This window comes from Mycobacterium lacus (assembly GCF_010731535.1).
Taxonomy (GTDB): Bacteria; Actinomycetota; Actinomycetes; order Mycobacteriales; family Mycobacteriaceae; genus Mycobacterium; species Mycobacterium lacus.
In genome coordinates this window covers 3,316,375-3,332,006 of the sequence record NZ_AP022581.1, presented here as the reverse complement: position 1 = coordinate 3,332,006, position 15,632 = coordinate 3,316,375, and the positions used below count along the sequence as shown (strand labels likewise).

General features: G+C 66.0%; 13 protein-coding genes. 1 reads left to right on the top strand and 12 read right to left on the bottom strand.

What is annotated here, in order from left to right:
- Positions 1-22: 22 nt before the first annotated feature.
- From G6N24_RS15280 to G6N24_RS15225, 12 genes are all read right to left on the bottom strand, one after another.
- The gene (locus tag G6N24_RS15280; RefSeq protein WP_085162567.1) at positions 23-703 is read right to left on the bottom strand and encodes a response regulator; all 681 of its coding nucleotides are present in this window, start codon (positions 701-703) and stop codon (positions 23-25) included.
- On the bottom strand, positions 700-3,249 hold the full coding sequence (locus G6N24_RS15275; protein ID WP_085162566.1) for a sensor histidine kinase: 2,550 nt from the start codon (positions 3,247-3,249) through the stop codon (positions 700-702). Before G6N24_RS15275 ends, G6N24_RS15280 begins: the two co-directional genes overlap by 4 nt.
- A gap of 12 nt (positions 3,250-3,261) precedes the next feature.
- A complete protein-coding gene (locus tag G6N24_RS15270) occupies positions 3,262-4,185 on the bottom strand; it encodes a potassium-transporting ATPase subunit C (RefSeq protein WP_085162565.1) in 924 nt (307 codons plus the stop codon).
- 1 nt (position 4,186) lies between these two features.
- Positions 4,187-6,301 (bottom strand): potassium-transporting ATPase subunit KdpB, encoded by a 2,115-nt coding sequence (gene kdpB, locus G6N24_RS15265; RefSeq protein WP_085162564.1) that lies wholly within the window; start codon positions 6,299-6,301, stop codon positions 4,187-4,189.
- Between the two features lie 3 nt (positions 6,302-6,304).
- Positions 6,305-7,975: a potassium-transporting ATPase subunit KdpA gene (gene kdpA, locus G6N24_RS15260; protein ID WP_085162563.1), complete on the bottom strand. Its 1,671-nt coding sequence runs from the start codon at positions 7,973-7,975 to the stop codon at positions 6,305-6,307.
- On the bottom strand, positions 7,975-8,064 hold the full coding sequence (locus G6N24_RS15255) for a potassium-transporting ATPase subunit F (protein WP_139822587.1): 90 nt from the start codon (positions 8,062-8,064) through the stop codon (positions 7,975-7,977). The genes kdpA and G6N24_RS15255 overlap by 1 nt, the downstream gene beginning before the upstream one ends.
- A 175-nt stretch (positions 8,065-8,239) precedes the next feature.
- Positions 8,240-9,769 (bottom strand): sensor histidine kinase, encoded by a 1,530-nt coding sequence (locus G6N24_RS15250; protein ID WP_085162561.1) that lies wholly within the window; start codon positions 9,767-9,769, stop codon positions 8,240-8,242.
- A gap of 7 nt (positions 9,770-9,776) precedes the next feature.
- Entirely contained in the window at positions 9,777-10,550 is a 774-nt protein-coding gene (locus G6N24_RS15245; RefSeq protein ID WP_085162560.1) for a response regulator transcription factor, read from the bottom strand.
- Between the two features lie 355 nt (positions 10,551-10,905).
- Positions 10,906-11,190, bottom strand: a complete 285-nt coding sequence (locus tag G6N24_RS15240) for a WXG100 family type VII secretion target (RefSeq protein WP_085161053.1) — start codon at positions 11,188-11,190, stop codon at positions 10,906-10,908.
- A 49-nt stretch (positions 11,191-11,239) separates the two neighbouring features.
- Entirely contained in the window at positions 11,240-11,536 is a 297-nt protein-coding gene (locus G6N24_RS15235; RefSeq protein ID WP_163745460.1) for a WXG100 family type VII secretion target, read from the bottom strand.
- A gap of 111 nt (positions 11,537-11,647) precedes the next feature.
- Positions 11,648-12,850 carry a PPE family protein gene (locus G6N24_RS15230; protein ID WP_085161767.1) on the bottom strand — a complete coding sequence of 401 codons (1,203 nt, stop codon included), beginning with the start codon at positions 12,848-12,850 and terminating at the stop codon, positions 11,648-11,650.
- Positions 12,851-12,906: 56 nt separating this feature from the next.
- Entirely contained in the window at positions 12,907-13,764 is an 858-nt protein-coding gene (locus G6N24_RS15225; RefSeq protein ID WP_085161768.1) for a PPE family protein, SVP subgroup, read from the bottom strand.
- Between the two features lie 1,238 nt (positions 13,765-15,002).
- Here G6N24_RS15225 and G6N24_RS15220 point away from each other — a divergent pair.
- The gene (locus G6N24_RS15220) at positions 15,003-15,491 is read left to right on the top strand and encodes a DUF6933 domain-containing protein (RefSeq protein ID WP_085161769.1); all 489 of its coding nucleotides are present in this window, start codon (positions 15,003-15,005) and stop codon (positions 15,489-15,491) included.
- Positions 15,492-15,632 lie beyond the last annotated feature (141 nt).

Genomic DNA, 15,632 nt, shown 5'->3' with positions numbered 1-15,632 from the left:
CACGCGTGTGGCAGATGGTGGTTCACGCCTCGAAGCGATAGCCCATACCGGATTCGGTCAACAGGTGTTTGGGATGCGACGGGTCGTCTTCGAGTTTGCGGCGCAGCTGCGCCAAATACACCCGCAGGTAATGGGTTTCGGTCGCATACGCCGGTCCCCATACCTCCTTGAGGAGTTCCTCGCGGCCGACCAACTTGCCCCGATTGCGCACGAGCACCTCGAGCATGCCCCATTCGGTCGGGGTGAGATGCACCTCGACACCGTCCTTGGTGACCTTCTTCGCCGCTAGGTTGACGGTGAAGGCGCCCGTTTCGATGACCGGCTGGTCCGTGTCGGACGCCGCGGCGCTGCGGCGAACCGCGGCGCGCAACCGAGCCAGAAATTCGTCCATCCCAAACGGTTTCGTGACGTAGTCGTCGGCGCCGGCGTCCAGGGCCTCGACTTTGTCCGAGGAATCGGTCCGTGCCGACAAGACGATCACCGGTGCCTTGAGCCAGCCGCGCAGGCCGCCCAGCACCTCGATGCCCGAAATGTCGGGCAGGCCGAGATCGAGGATCACCACGTCGGGCGGGTGCTCGGCGGCGGCGCGCAGGGCGCCGGCACCGGTGGATGCGGTGACGACCTCGTAGCCGCGCACGGACAGGTTGATACGTAACGCGCGCAGGATCTGCGGCTCGTCGTCGATGACCAACACGCGGGTCATACGCAGGCCTCCGGTGCGGCCAGATCCACCACGACGGTGAGTCCGCCTCCAGGCGTATCGCCGGCCGTAATGGTGCCGCCCATCGCCTCGACGAAGCCGCGCGCCACCGACATCCCCAGACCGACACCGGTGGTGTTGTCATGGTCCCCCAGTCGCTGGAAGGGTTCGAAGAGCTGTTCCTCGGTCCCGCGCGGAATACCGGGGCCTTCGTCGATGACGTTGATCAGGACCCGATCGCCGACTTGTCCCGCGTTGACCCGGACCACGCAGTTGGGCGCGTATCGCAGCGCGTTGTCGATCAAATTGGCCAGCACCCGCTCGAGCAGCCCGGCATCGGCCATTGCCACGGCGTCACCGACGTCAACCTTGACGCGGTCGATGGCCGATCGGTAGAACCCGGTGGCGCCCTTGCCGATGCTGACCAGTGCGTGTTGCACCGTCTCCTCCAGATACACCCGGCGCAGGTCCGGGCGAACCACGCCGGCGGCCAGCCGCGACGAGTCGAGCAGGTTACCGACCAGGGCGGTGAGCTGGTCGATCGATTCCTCGATGGTGGCCAGCAATTCGGCGGTGTCCTCCGGGGAGAAGGCGACGTCTTCGGCCCGCAAGCTAGACACCGCGACCTTGGCCGCCGCCAGCGGCGTGCGCAGGTCGTGGCTGACCGCCGAGAGCAGGGAGCGCCGCAGCTCGTCGGCCCGCACGATGGCCTCGGTCCGGCTGGCTTCGTCGGCCAGCTCGCGCTGCCGCACCAGGCCCGCGGCTTGCTTGGCCACCGCGGTCAGCACGCGGCGGTCACGCGCGGCCAGCTTGCGGCCCGCCAGCAGCATCCAGAACTCCGAGAACTCTTGGCCGCCGACCTCGATCGCGGTGTCGGCGGATTCGACGGTGGCACAGGGATCTTTGCCGACCGATGCGATGACATACCCGCTGCCGGCATGTTCTCGCAGCATGCTGACGGCACGCTGTGAGTAGGTCTCCCGCACCCGCTCGAGCAGCATCTCGAGGTCAGCACCGCGCAACACCGATCCGGCGAAAAGCGTTAGCAGTTCCGCCTCTTGCGAGGCGATTCGGGCTTCCCGCGCGCGATTGGCCGCACCGTCGACGAGGACCGCGACCGCGACGGCGACCAGTAGCAGGACCACCTCGGTGACCGCGGCGTCGGGTTCCGCGATGGTGAATGTGTGCCGGGGAGCCGTCAGAAAGTAGTTCAGCAACAGGCTGGACAGCACCGCCGAAAGCACGGCCGGGGCAACGCCTCCGAGGAGGGCCACCACGAGCACCCCGACGAAGAACAATGCGCTTGCGCCGGCGGTGTCGAGATATCGGTCCAGCACCATAACCGTGGCCGCACAGATGAGCGAGGGAATGACGAACGCCGCGAGCCAGGATGCCACCCGTCGTTCGCGGGGCGACATCCGCGTAGCTCGAAGGCCCCGCTTGGATTCCTCATGGGTGACCAGATGTACGTCGATCTTGCCCGACCGCTCCACGATCGTCGGGCCGATACCCTCATCGAAGAGGCGCGCCCACCGAGGCCGGCGCGACGTCCCGATCACCAGCTGGGTCGCGTTCATCTCGCGCGCGAAATCGAGTAACGCGTTGGGCACGTCATCGCCGACCACCGTGTGCAGGGAGGCATCGAGGCTGTTCGCCAGCTCGCGAATCTTGCTCATGCGGGCCTCCGACAGGCCGGCCAGGCCGTCGCCGCGCAGGACGTGCACCACCATGAGTTCCGCGCTGGACTTCGACGCGATCCGCGATGCTCGCCTCACCAAAGTCCCGGATTCCGGACCGCCGGTTACCGCCACGACGACGCGCTCACGGGCCTCCCACACGTCGGTGATCTTGTGCTCCGCGCGGTATTTGGCCAGTGCGGTGTCGACCTGATCGGCCAACCACAGCAACGCCAATTCCCTTAGCGCGGTGAGATTTCCACGGCGGAAGTAGTTGGACAGCGCCGCGTCGATCCTTTCCGGAGCGTAGACATTGCCGTGAGACAACCTGCGGCGCAATGCCTCTGGTGTGATGTCGATGAGCTCGACTTGCGACGCCTCGCGCACGATCGAGTCCGGTAACGTCTCTTTTTGTTCGATGCCGGTGATCTGGGCGACGACGTCGTTGAGGCTCTCGAGATGCTGGATGTTGACGGTCGAGATCACCGTGATTCCGGCCTCGAGTAGTTCCTCGACATCCTGCCACCGTTTTTCGTTCTTGCTGCCCGGCGTATTGGTATGGGCGAGCTCGTCGACCAGGACCACCTGCGGATGCCGGGCGAGCACCGCGGGCACGTCGAGTTCGGCGAAGCTAACGCCGCGATATTCGATGTGGCGCGGCGGAACAACCTCGATGCCGTCAAGCAGCTCAGCGGTTTTCGCGCGTCCGTGGGTCTCGACCACCGCCGCCACGACGTCGGTGCCGCGTCCCAGGCGCCGGTGTGCCTCTCCAAGCATCGCGTACGTCTTGCCGACACCCGGAGCCGCGCCGAGGTAGATGCGAAGCTCTCCCCGCTTGGGATGGTGGTCGGCGATGCTCACGTGATCCATCATCCCCCTTGGTTGCTAGTTCGCGACCGGATACCTGTGGTCCAGGTTCAGGTTGACTTGCAGCACATTCACCCGTGTCTCACCCAAAAACCCAAGGGCGCGGTCGCTTCGGTGCTGCCGCACAACCTGGCGTATCTGGTCCGGTGTGACATGCCGGGCCCTGGCCACCCGGGCCACCTGGATCTCGGCGTAGGCCGGTGAGATATCCGGGTCCAGGCCGCTGGCACTGGCAGTGACTGCGTCGGCGGGGACCTGCGGATCGCTGCGAGCGGCGCCACGGATGGGCACGATCTGGCCGCTGGAGTAGTCCTGGCCGAACGTTGCGCACTCGACCCGAACGCCCTCGTAGAAGTCCAGGAACGGCCGTGGTGTCGTCGAGCATGCCTCGTTGACACTGACCACCCTGGTCGGGTGGACGACATAGCCGCGCGCGTCGCGCGGGCCCATCACCGACAGCACCGACCCGACGCCGCCGCCGGTGCAGAACGGGCGTGATCCGTCGACACCTTCCAGGCTGGCGACGGCCGCGCTGCGCGAACACACCAGGGTCAGCAGGCTTGCCTTGAAACCGGCGTCGGCCGGACTGGAACCGCCAGCCAGCTTGGCCGGATCGGCCGGGGTGTCGACGACGCTTTCGGGTCCCAGGTTGCTGCCGCCGCTCGACGTGGGGTCGTATCCGTTGCCGGCGGCCGACGGCCGGCTCTGGAAGTACTGTGGCAGCGGGTTGCCCGAGGCGTCGGTGAACAGCTGGCCGATGAGCACGCTGGCGACCGGTTTGCCGCCCGCCGTGATGATCGAGCCCTCCGCGTTGTCGTGTAAGCCGGGGACCAGCGCGACCAGCCAGATGAGCAGCGGGTAGCCAATGCCGAGGATCACGGTGAAGACGAGCAGCGCGCGCAGCGCGGCCCAGTGTTGGCGAATGATGTTCCCGAAGTCCATCTCAGCCCATCCCGGGGAGTAGTTGAACCAGCAGGTCGATGAGCTTGATCCCGACGAATGGGGCGACGAGACCACCCACCCCGTACCGGTAAAGGTTGCGGTTGAGCAGTTTCGACGCTCGGCTCGGCGTATATCGAACACCGCGCAGCGCCAACGGAATCAGAGCGACGATGACAACCGCGTTGAAGATCACGGCCGAAAGAATCGCCGATTCCGGGGAGTGCAGCCGCATGACGTTGAGGACGTCCAGGCCGGGGAACAGGGCCACGAACATCGCGGGAATGATCGCGAAGTACTTAGCGATGTCGTTGGCAATGGAGAACGTCGTCAACGCGCCACGGGTGATCAACAGTTGCTTACCGATTTCCACGATCTCGATGAGCTTGGTGGGATCGGAATCCAGGTCGACCATGTTGCCGGCTTCCTTCGCCGCCGCGGTGCCCGTGTTCATCGCCACCCCGACATTGGCCTGGGCCAGCGCCGGGGCATCGTTGGTGCCGTCACCGGTCATCGCCACCAGCCGACCGCCCTGCTGCTCACGCTTGATCAGCATCATCTTGTCCTCGGGAGTGGCCTCGGCGAGGAATTCGTCGACCCCGGCCTCCTCCGCGATCGCCCTGGCGGTCAACGGGTTGTCGCCGGTGATCATTACCGTCCGGATGCCCATCAGGCGCATCGCGTCGAAACGGTCGCGAATGCCGTGCTTGACCACGTCTTTGAGGTGAATGACGCCGAGCGCTTGCGCAGCGCCGGCGGTCCGCTGCCCGACGACGAGCGGGGTTCCGCCGGCCGCAGAGATGCCGTCGACGATCTGGCCAAGTTCGGCGGGAAGGGTGCCCCCGTGACGAAGCACCCAGTCGGCCACCGCGGTAGCCGCGCCCTTGCGCAACTGGCGTCCGTCGAGGTCGACACCCGACATTCGGGTCGTCGCGCTGAATTCGACCCAGGAAGCGTTGGCGAGCTCTCCCGGTGTGCGCGCGCGCAGCCCGTAGGCCTCTTTGGCGTAGACGACGACGGAACGGCCCTCGGGGGTTTCGTCGGCGAGGCTGGACAGCTGAGCGGCGTCAGCCAGCTCTGCGTCGGTCACCCCGTGGACTGGGATGAATTCCGCGGCCACCCGATTGCCCAGCGTGATCGTTCCGGTCTTGTCCAGCAGCAGGGTGTTGACGTCGCCGGCCGCCTCGACCGCGCGGCCGGACATGGCCAGCACGTTGCGTTGGACCAGCCGGTCCATGCCCGCGATGCCGATCGCCGACAGCAGCGCGCCGATGGTGGTGGGGATCAGGCACACCAGCAGCGCCACCAGGACGACGCCGCTGATGCCGTCGGCGTCGAGGGCTTGGGTGTCTGGCACACCGGGGTTGTTGGCCTTGGAGTAGATCGCCAGCGGCTGCAGCGTTGCCACCGCGAACACGAAGATGATTGTCAGCGCCGCCAACAGGATGTTGAGCGCTATCTCGTTGGGGGTCTTCTGCCGGTTCGCGCCCTCGACGAGTGCGATCATCCGGTCCACAAAGCTCTCGCCGGGCCTCTGGGTGATCTTGACCACGATGCGATCCGAGAGCACCGTCGTCCCGCCGGTCACCGCCGAGCGGTCACCGCCGGATTCCCGGATGACCGGTGCCGATTCGCCGGTGATGGCCGATTCATCAACTGATGCAATGCCTTCCACGACGTCACCGTCGCCGGGGATGACCTCGCCCGCCGCGACCACCACGATGTCACCCTGCTGCAGGAGCGGCGCCGGTATGTCCTCGGGTGTGCCGGCGGCGCCCGGTGACCAATCCGTCAAGCGGTGCGCAATGGTGTCGGCTTTCGACCTACGCAGGGTATCGGCCTGTGCCTTGCCGCGCCCTTCGGCGACGGCCTCGGCCAGGTTGGCGAAAACCACTGTCAGCCACAGCCAGAACACGGTGAGCCAGCTGAACCAGGTACCGTCGCCGAATGCGAGCACCGTCGACCACAGCGCGCCGATCTCCACGATGAACATGACCGGGTTGCGCCACAGGGTGCGCGGATCGAGTTTGCGTAGCGCGTCCGGCAGTGACTTCAGCAGCAAGGCGGGGTCGAGCAAGCCATTGCGCGACCGTTTGCCGGGATCTGTTGTGCGCGACACTTTTCAGTGAATCCCTTCGGCGAGGGGCCCGAGCGCCAGCGCGGGCAAGAAGGTGAGGGCCACCAGGATCACCGTCACACCCACCACCAGGACGACGAACTGGGGCCGGTGGGTGGGCAGGGTGCCGCTCGACGCGGGCGTGCTGCCCTGCCGGGCCAGCGAACCGGCCAGCGCGAGCACCAAAATCATCGGCAGGAATCGCCCGAAGATCATCGCCAGGCCCAAAGCGGTGTTGTACCAGACCGTGTTGGCCGAGAGTCCGGCGAAGGCGGAGCCGTTGTTGTTGGCCGCGGAGGTGAATGCGTAGAGCACCTCCGACAAGCCGTGCGGCCCGGTGTTGGTCATGCCGGCGCGCTCGCCCGGCAACGCCATCGCGACCGCGGTGCCGAGCAGCACGATGAGCGGCGTGATAAGGAAATAGCCTGAGGCGAGCTTCATCTCGCGCGGTGTGATCTTCTTGCCGAGGTACTCTGGCGTCCGGCCGACCATCAACCCGGCGACGAACACGGTGATGACTGCCAGGATCAAGATGCCGTAGAGACCCGAGCCGGTGCCGCCCGGCGCGACCTCTCCGAGCTGCATGTTGACCATCGTCATCATGCCGCCCAGGCTGGTGTAGGAATCGTGCACCGAGTCGACCGCGCCGGTGGAGGTCAGCGTCGTCGCATCGGCCCAGACGGCCGAGTCCGCCACCCCGAACCGCTGCTCGGTCCCTTCGGTCGCCGCACCCACCGCCGTCGGGACGGTGCCGTGATGCTGCAACTGGAACAGCATCGTGAAGCTGACGCTGATGGCGGCCATGACCCCGACGATCGCGGCGATCGCATAGCCCTGTTTCTTGCTGTCCACCATGCGGCCAAAGGTGCGGGGTAGCGAAAAACCGATGACCAGGATCAGGAAGATCTCGAACCAGTTGGTCCACGCGGTCGGGTTCTCGAACGGATGTGAGGAGTTGGCGTTGTAGAAGCCACCGCCGTTGGTCCCCAGCTCCTTGATCGCCTCCTGGCTGGCGACCGGACCACCGGGGATGGTCTGCCGGGTACCGGCCAGTGTGGTGACGACCTGATCGTTGAGGTGGAAGTTCTGGATGGCACCACCGGCGATGAGGACGATCGCGCCGACGATGGAGATCGGCAGCAGGATACGCAGCGTACCGCGTGTCAGGTCCACCCAGAAGTTGCCGAGTTCGCCCGTGCGGGTGCGGGCGAACCCGCGGACCAGGGCGACGGCCACCGCCATGCCGACCGCCGCGGACACGAAGTTCTGCACCGCCAGACCGGCCATCTGCACCAGATGGCCCTGGGTCGATTCGCCAGAATAGGCCTGCCAGTTGGTGTTCGTGACGAAGCTGACGGCGGTGTTCCACGCCAACGCCGGGGTCATCCTTGTCGACGGATCGTGCAGATGTAACGGCAGCCGGCCCTGAACGAGTTGCACGACGAACAGGAATATGACGCTGACCGCCGAAAACGCCAGCACGCTACGGGCATACGCTTTCCAGGTCTGGTCGGCCTCCGGGTTGGCGCCGATCAAGCGATAGATGAATCGCTCGGTGCGCGAATGCTTTCGGGAGCTGTAGACCCGGTACATATAGTCGCCCAGCGGCACGTGCACGACCGCCAATGCGAGGACCAGGAGTGCGAGGAACACGAGAACCGGCGCGGCGCCGTTCACTAGAACCGTTCCGGAAAGATCAGGGCGGCCCCAAGCAACAGTGCAATGAGGACGGACAGCGTTAGGCCCACGACGTTAGCGGTGCTCACGATCCCCACCGCAGGGTCAAATCGAGGGCAGCGAATACGGCAATAGTCAGCAGGAGGTATACCACGATGGACATATCTGTCTTTCGTTCACGACGACCTGACCAAGGCTAAGCGCGGTCGCGCCCTCGCGGGCTTTCCTTAACGGATTCTTAGCAGCTGGACCGGCACCGTCGCGCTAAGCGGTCTTGATGGTCGGCTGCTCGATCATCGGCAGCCGCACCCGAAAGACCGTCCGCCCGTCCGCGGATTCGGCGCTGACCGAGCCATGATGCGCCTTGACGATCGAGTTGACGATGGCCAGACCCAATCCGGTGCCCGACTCGCTGGACCGCGACTTGTTGGCGCGGACGAATCGCTCGAAGAGGTGCGGGAGCATGTCGGGATCGATGCCGGGCCCGTCGTCGGCAACCGTTAACTCGACGCACGGTGCATCGGGGCCGCTGCGGTGGCAGGTGATCCCAATGGTCACCGTCACGTCGGCCGGAGTATGCACCCAGGCGTTGGTGAGTAGATTGCTGACGAGTTGGTGCAGCCGGGCGTTGTCCCCGTTGACCCATACCGGGCCCTCGGGCAGGTTCTTGACCCAACGGTGGCTCGGCGCCGCCACCGCGGCGTCGTTCACCGCATTGATGACGAGGTCGGTCAGGTCGAGGTCTTCGGTTTCTAGGTCTTCGCCCTCGCCCAGGCGAGAGAGCAGCAAGAGCTCGTCGACAAGCGACGCCATGCGTCGCGCTTCCGACTCGATGCGGGCCAGCGCGTATTCGGTGGTCGGCGGCAGGTCCGAACTGTCCTGACGGGTGAGTTCGGCGTAGCCCTGGATCGCCGCGAGCGGAGTCCGCAACTCGTGGCTCGCGTCGGTGATGAATTGGCGCATCCGCAGGTCGGAATCGACGCGATGGGCCAGTGCGCTGTCGACGTTGTCCAGCAACAGGTTCAGCGTGTGCCCGACGATTCCGACCTCGTTGCCCGGATCGGTGTCCTGCGCAGGAACTCGCAGACTGATTCTGTGGTCGCCGTCGATGAGCGGCAGCGCCGCGACTTCCGCCGCGGTCGCGGCGACCCGCCGCAGCGGGCGAAGGGCGTACCCGACTACCCAAATCGTGAGCCCCGCCGTGACCACCAACGCGGCCGAGACCAGCGCCGTGGTGGTGATGTACTTGCGGGCGATGATCTGGTTGGCGAGGCTCAACGACACCCCGACCAGCAGGCGGTCGGACCCTTCGGCGTGGCTGGCGACCCGAAAGGAGCCCAGGCTGCCCAGTTTCTCGGTACGTGGCGGGCCGTCGGTCCACGACCGCGCCTCGATGGCGCGGATGACGTCGTCGGGCGCGGGTCGGGGTTCGTCTTCGGAGAAGACCGCCGAGCCGATGACGACACCATCGCGAAGCACCGCGATGAGGTTCCCCGGGGTCTGTCCGGTGAATTCCAGGAGCGCTTGCGACACCGGCGTAGAGCCGGCATGTGCCGAGGTGTGTTCGCCCTCGCGGTATCTCGCGTACGAGTGGCTCAACGCACGCATGGATTCGGCGGCTTCCGCGTTGTTCATCGAGGCGACATAGCCGCGCAGGCTCAGCACCGAGACGGCGCCGACGGCGACCAAGACCAGGCTGACAACCCCCAACACGCCCAGGAGCAACTGCCAGCGCAAGGAACGAGGGAACCACTTCGGAATGTTCCTGGATGGCGCGTGTCGGTGCCCTGTCATTGCAGGGTCATTCCGGTGGTCGCAGCATGTATCCAATCCCGCGAACCGTGTGGATCATCGGCTCCCTGTCGGAGTCGATCTTCTTCCTGAGATAAGAGATGTACAAGTCGACGATGCTCGTGCGCCCCGCGAAGTCGTAGTTCCAGACCCGGTCGAGGATCTCGGTGCGGCTCAGCGCGCGGCGCGGATTGCGCATCAGGAACCGGAGTAGTTCGAACTCGGTGGACGACAGCGACATCGGCGTGCCGCCACGGCTCACTTCACGACTGGCGCCGTCCAGCGTGAGGTCACCGACCTTGAGATATTCGTCGGCCGGCGGCGACAGATGGCTAGACCGGCGCAGCAAGCCACGCAGCCGGGCGACCAGCTCCTCGAGGCTGAACGGCTTTGTCATGTAGTCGTCGGCGCCCGCGGTCAGGCCCGTGACCCGGTCCATCACCGAATCCCGTGCCGTGAGGAACAGGGTCGGCGTGTACGTGTCGGATTCGCGGACCCGCTGCAGGATCTGTAGCCCGTCGACGTCGGGCAGCATGATGTCGAGAACCAGGACGTCGGGGCCGATCTTGTCGAACTTGGCGATGGCCTCGCGCCCGTTGTGCGCGATGTCGACTTTCCAGCCCTCGTAGTGCAGCGCCATCTTGACCAGGTTGGTCAGGGCGGGTTCGTCATCGACCAGCAACACTCGGATCGGCGATCCATCGGCCCGATGAATCCGGGGCAGCTGCCCGAGAATGGCCTGACGTGGGCGTTGAGTACGTACAGATCCTGACATTGCCGTCATGGTGCCCCCATTCTCGCAAGCACATATGGGGTTGTCACGGAGTTCATAGAGATCTCAAATGCAAAGGATCGGTCAGTTTTCACTCCGGTGTGCCCAAATCCGTGTTTGCAAGCGCGCTCCGCACGGCCACTAGATGCGGATCAGACTCCGAAAATATTGTGATGCATAGGCGTTGGTTGGACGGGCCATCGGCGCCGACAGACTGGTCTCGTCAAATTCACCGGCTATATTGCGCAATTTCGGCCAATTGCAAGGCGCGCGGCTTGTTCGGGTTTGAGAAGTTGCGAAATATCAAGCGTGGCCGCACACCTCGCGGTGTGCGGCCACGCGTTAGGCCACGGTTAAAGGCGCGGTGTCAGGCCCAGCTGGAGCCGACGGCGCTGTCGGTGCTGGCCATGTTGCTGCCGGCGGCTTGCACCTTCTGGCCGTGGGCGTTGGCCTGCTCGTAGATCACCTGGAAGTTACGGCCCAACTGGGTGATGAACTCCTGGCACGCCACCGAACCGGCGCCGCCCCAAAAGTCCCCGGCGGCCAACACATCGCGAACGATCGCCTGGTGCTCGGCCTCGAGTGACGCGGCCTGCGCCCGGATGGTGGCGCCGTGCGCGTCCACGTCCCCGAACTGGTAATTGATGGTCATAGGTTTGTCCTCCTGATTCGAGTCTGGTGGGCAGTGGCGGCTTACGGCGTTAGCTGCTGAGGATCTGCTGCGAGGCTTGCTCTTGCTGTTCGTAGTTGTTGGCGTCGCGGATCAGCCCGTCGCGCACCCCGTGCAGCATGTTCACGATGTTGCGGAACGCCTGATTCATCTGGCTCATGGTGTCCAGCGACGTCGCCTCCGCCTGGCCGCTCCAGCCCGCACCCGAGATGTTCTGCGCGGACGCCCACATCCGACGGGCCTCGTCCTCGACCGTCTGGGCGTGCGTTTCAAAGCGACCCGCCATGGCCCGCATTTCGTGCGGGTCGGTCATAAAACGTGAGGTCATTCTCCCTGTCTCCCTAGTGTCTCGAAGTCTTCGATTGATCGCGCAAAGATTACGGCGCGGTGGTTAACGGCTGGCCTCAAACGAGTGACATGTCCCCCTTTTTTTCCGGCATCAGACGACGACCTGTTTCGGCATAACGACGGGCTTGAAGCCGTACCGCGGCCCGGCGTAGGCACCGGCGCCCTTGGCGGCTGCTGCCATTCCCGGCATCCCGGCCATGCCTGCCATCGGCGCGGCTTCCTCCGGGACGGTCCAGCCGCTGCCCTCCAGCGCCGAGGCGCCGACGGTCATCGCTGGGGCGGCCGAGGACCAACTCGCCGGCACCGACAGGCTGCCGACCAAGGACGCCTCGCCCAAGCCGGCGACCGCGCCGCCGGCCGACGACACCTCGCCGGCGAGCCCCGCTGCCACCCCTTCGGCCGCGGCGGCCACACCGGCCGCACCCTCGGCAATGCCCTCGGCTGCGGCGGCCGGCGCGGAGCTGGCGAGGGTGTTGGACAGGAATATCGCGTTGGGAATGGCGGCGAAGACGAACCACGACGCCGTGACGCCTACCTGCTGGATGCCATTGAAAATGAGCGGTGTCCCGAGGAAGCCGTCAAGCGCGGTCAGCAGGTTCTGCACATTGGCGGGCAAAAGGTCCCAGAGACCGGTACCAATGGACGACGTGCCGAGGCTGAGGTTGGCCAGCTCGCTCTGCAGGCCGGAGATGATACCGCCCAGCCCGTCGATGGGCGTGGAGGCTGCGGCCTGGGCGACGGCGGCGGCCTGCAGGCCCGGGCCCGCCGGGTTCGTGGTCTGCGTCGCCGGCGTCAGCGGTTGAAGGACCGCGGCGGCCGCCGAGGAGGCCTGGTAGGTGTACATCGCGATGGCGTCCTGGACCCACATCTCCATGTACTGGGCCTCGGTGGCCATGATCGCGGGCGTGTTGATCCCCAGGAAGTTCGTGGCGACCAGCGCGGCCAGCGTAGCCCGGTTGGCAGCGATCACCGGCGGGGGAACCGTCGCCGCAAACGCCGCCTCATAGGCGGCCGCCGACGCCGTGGCCTGGTCGCCCGCCTGCTCGGCCGCCGCCGCGGTGGTGGTGAGCCAGGCGACGTAAGGCTGGGCTGCGGCTGCTGCCGCCGCCGACCCCGCGCCGGTCCACTGCTCGGTGGTCAGCGCCGTGATGATCGACTCGTACTGGGCGGCGGTGGTGCTGAGCTCGGCGGCCAGGTTGTTCCACGCCGTCGCGGCAGCCATGAGCGGTCCTGCGCCCGCACCGGTGTACATGAGCCCGGAGTTGATCTCAGGGGGTAATGCTGCGAAATCCATTTCGTTCCTACCTTTTTGGCTTACTTACGCTTGATCGACCGCTTTGACGCCGGTGCCTATACGCTGACCGGCTTCGGCATGACGATGGGCTTGACGCCATAGCGCGGCGCGCCGAAGCCGGCGCTGTTGCGCGCGGCCGAGGCCAACCCCGGCATGCCGGGATAGAGCATCCCTGGTGCGGCTTGCGGCGCCGCGGCCGTCCAGCCCGCGCCGTGGAGCGCGCCCGTGGTGGTGCTCGACACCAGCGTCGCCGGCCCGGCCCAGCTGGGCGGCACCGACAAAGCGCCGATCGCGGATGCCTCGCCCAGGCCCGCTAGTGGAGCCCCGCCGAGCGCTGCCTCTGCGCCGAGGACCCCCTCTGCCGCCTCAATCTCTCCCAAGGCGGCTTCCCCGCCAAGCGCCGAGGCCTCCGCGGCGGCCTCTTCGGCGGGGAGGAGGCCGCCGCCGGTCAAACCGAGCAGGTTCGACGACGCGGAGGCCCAGTTGCCAAACTCGTAGCTCATGACGTTGGCCGTGTTGCCCGACAGGCTGAACGGTTGGCCCCCGAAGCTCGTGACGGGTCCGCCGAGCAGCGTGCTCACCGTGTTGATGAGGTCGGGCACACCGCCGGAAGTTAGCGACGCCGCAGTCGCGTTGGACGCCTCGGTGGACGCATAGGTACCGCTGCTCAGCCCCAGGGTGGTCACAAACTGCTCCTGCATCGCCTGAGCTTCGGCGGCGATCTGCTGGTAGAGAGCGCCGTACGCCGTAAAGATTCCGGACTGCAGGATCGATACCTGGTCGGCGGCCGCGGGAGCGATGGCGGTGGTCGGGGCCGCGGCGCCCGCGTTCTGCGCGGTGAGCGCATTGCCGATCGCCCCCAGTTGCGCCGCCGCGGCGGCCAACTCTTCGGGGACTGCTGTCAGAAACGACATCTATTGCCTCCTCGTGTTCGAAACGTGCCGACCTGGAACGGAAGCCCGTTCCTGTGTGTTCACGTACGACCCCCTGTGTGTTGGCGTAAATGTAGCCAGCCACGCCTCCACAGTCCTGATCGAAAGGCGTAGCGTGACTGTCGTTTACGGCTTCTTAACGTCGACGCGGGCAGTTTTAACAAGGTCTTGGCGGTCGACATGGCGGTGTCACTTGACCCCGACGGCAACACGGCTTTGAGGCGCGCGGCGCGCGCATACTACGCGGAAACGGGCCCACGCGCACGTCCGCGTTTCGGGCGGACGGGGGTGTCCCGGGGCCGGCGTTCGCGCTACATTCCAGTACCTGGACGGAGTAGGCGGGTCGGTTGAGGGATTCCGCCCCTTCATCGGGTTCCCGCAGCTCAACCGTGTCTATGAATCGGCCCGGCTGTGGCCGTTCTTCGACCTCCGGGTGATGGACCGCAAGCGACCGGACTATCCCCAATACGTGCGCTGGCTTGGGCTCACAGTCGAGCCCTCCCGGCTCGACATACTCAGCCGCAGCTGCGGAGAGCGAAAGGGCGACAGCGTGTTGCTCGCCGAGTCACCCGCCGTCGCCTCAGATGCGGCCGGTGAAACAAGCGGCTGCGGGACCAGCGTTGGAGATGACCTGCGGGTCTGTGCTCTAGTCGAATGGCCCCGGCCTCGCACCTTGCTTTGAGGCCGGGGTCTCACGAGTTGACGAACCGATTGGGTAGCCCGCTTCCTCTCGATATAGCTGCTTCCTGCGGTGAACCGGCTTCGGAGTGTTCGTGACCCGGCGATTTCGACGTGGTGGCCTGTTGAGTGGCGTCAGGCCGGCGAACCATCCTCGGCGGCGAGGCCGAGGTCGTATGGGGAGTCAGCCCAGTGCTGATCACCCCCTCGTCGTCGCAGACGCTGCACCACCATCGGATCGGCGCGGACGCCTCGGCGCACACGATGGCGATGGTCATCCGCCCGGGGCAGCGTCGATGGGCCGGCCGGCGCCGACACGGCAATGCGGACACCCACGGATCACCGACCTCGCCGGCGGTGCCCGCCCGGATAATGTCGCCCAAGTGCTGCGCGAGGCGCCGCGCGGGCTCCGAAGCGTCGTGCGGCATGTCGAGGAAGTGATGCAGATCAGCAACCAACACGTCGCCACACTGTAGCGGCGCCAAGCCACGGCGTTCTTGCATACCGATCATCGGTGGCTCTGCCTACGATCATGACTCGTGATGCTGCGATGCACCGCCAAGGTGTTGGCGCCGCTGCGGGTGTCTCAGCCGGCCATCGCCGAAGCCAGCCAGCAGGACTGGTATGCCCACCTGATCAGGATCGACCGGCGCAAATGCCTGCTGGTGACCCACGCCAGAACCTTGTTCTCGGTGTTCATGCCGAACGTCACCGCCGCCGGGTTGCGCCCGATCGGCCCGCCCGTCGTCTCGGCGATCCAGGACGCGCTGCAAGCCGAAGGCCTGCCCGTCGATACGCTCGGCGATCTTGATCCCTGCCAGGTGGCCGTGGCCAAGACCGCCGACCGCCGCATCCTGGGCACCATCAACGATTTGGCGTTCACCACCGTACACGTCATCGCCACCGCTGGCGGCCTGGCCCGCTGCGACATCGACGCGCTCCACCACGGCCTGCATCGCACCATCAACAGCATCACCGGCTACATCCCACCGATCGACCTGGTCACGGTAAGCCGTCAAGACCAGCGGTAAGAACTGTCCTCCTGGGGCCGCTTGCATCAACAGTTGGGCGCCCAGGCGGGCAGCTTCTTCGAGGGTCTCCGGCAGCAATTGCTCGGGAAAGTCTTCGATACTCGCGAACGTGCGCGAGGCCGAGTGTCCGGTTGACTTCAA

Bases quoted from the DNA above. Each gene is read 5' to 3' on its own strand.
- G6N24_RS15280 (WP_085162567.1), bottom strand. From the start codon at position 703: ATGACCCGCGTGTTGGTCATCGACGACGAGCCGCAGATCCTGCGCGCG.
- G6N24_RS15275 (WP_085162566.1), bottom strand. From the start codon at position 3,249: ATGATGGATCACGTGAGCATCGCCGACCACCATCCCAAGCGGGGAGAG.
- G6N24_RS15270 (WP_085162565.1), bottom strand. From the start codon at position 4,185: ATGGACTTCGGGAACATCATTCGCCAACACTGGGCCGCGCTGCGCGCG.
- G6N24_RS15250 (WP_085162561.1), bottom strand. From the start codon at position 9,769: ATGACAGGGCACCGACACGCGCCATCCAGGAACATTCCGAAGTGGTTC.
- G6N24_RS15245 (WP_085162560.1), bottom strand. From the start codon at position 10,550: ATGACGGCAATGTCAGGATCTGTACGTACTCAACGCCCACGTCAGGCC.
- G6N24_RS15240 (WP_085161053.1), bottom strand. From the start codon at position 11,190: ATGACCATCAATTACCAGTTCGGGGACGTGGACGCGCACGGCGCCACC.
- G6N24_RS15235 (WP_163745460.1), bottom strand. From the start codon at position 11,536: ATGACCTCACGTTTTATGACCGACCCGCACGAAATGCGGGCCATGGCG.
- G6N24_RS15230 (WP_085161767.1), bottom strand. From the start codon at position 12,850: ATGGATTTCGCAGCATTACCCCCTGAGATCAACTCCGGGCTCATGTAC.
- G6N24_RS15225 (WP_085161768.1), bottom strand. From the start codon at position 13,764: ATGTCGTTTCTGACAGCAGTCCCCGAAGAGTTGGCCGCCGCGGCGGCG.
- G6N24_RS15220 (WP_085161769.1), top strand. From the start codon at position 15,003: ATGCTGCGATGCACCGCCAAGGTGTTGGCGCCGCTGCGGGTGTCTCAG.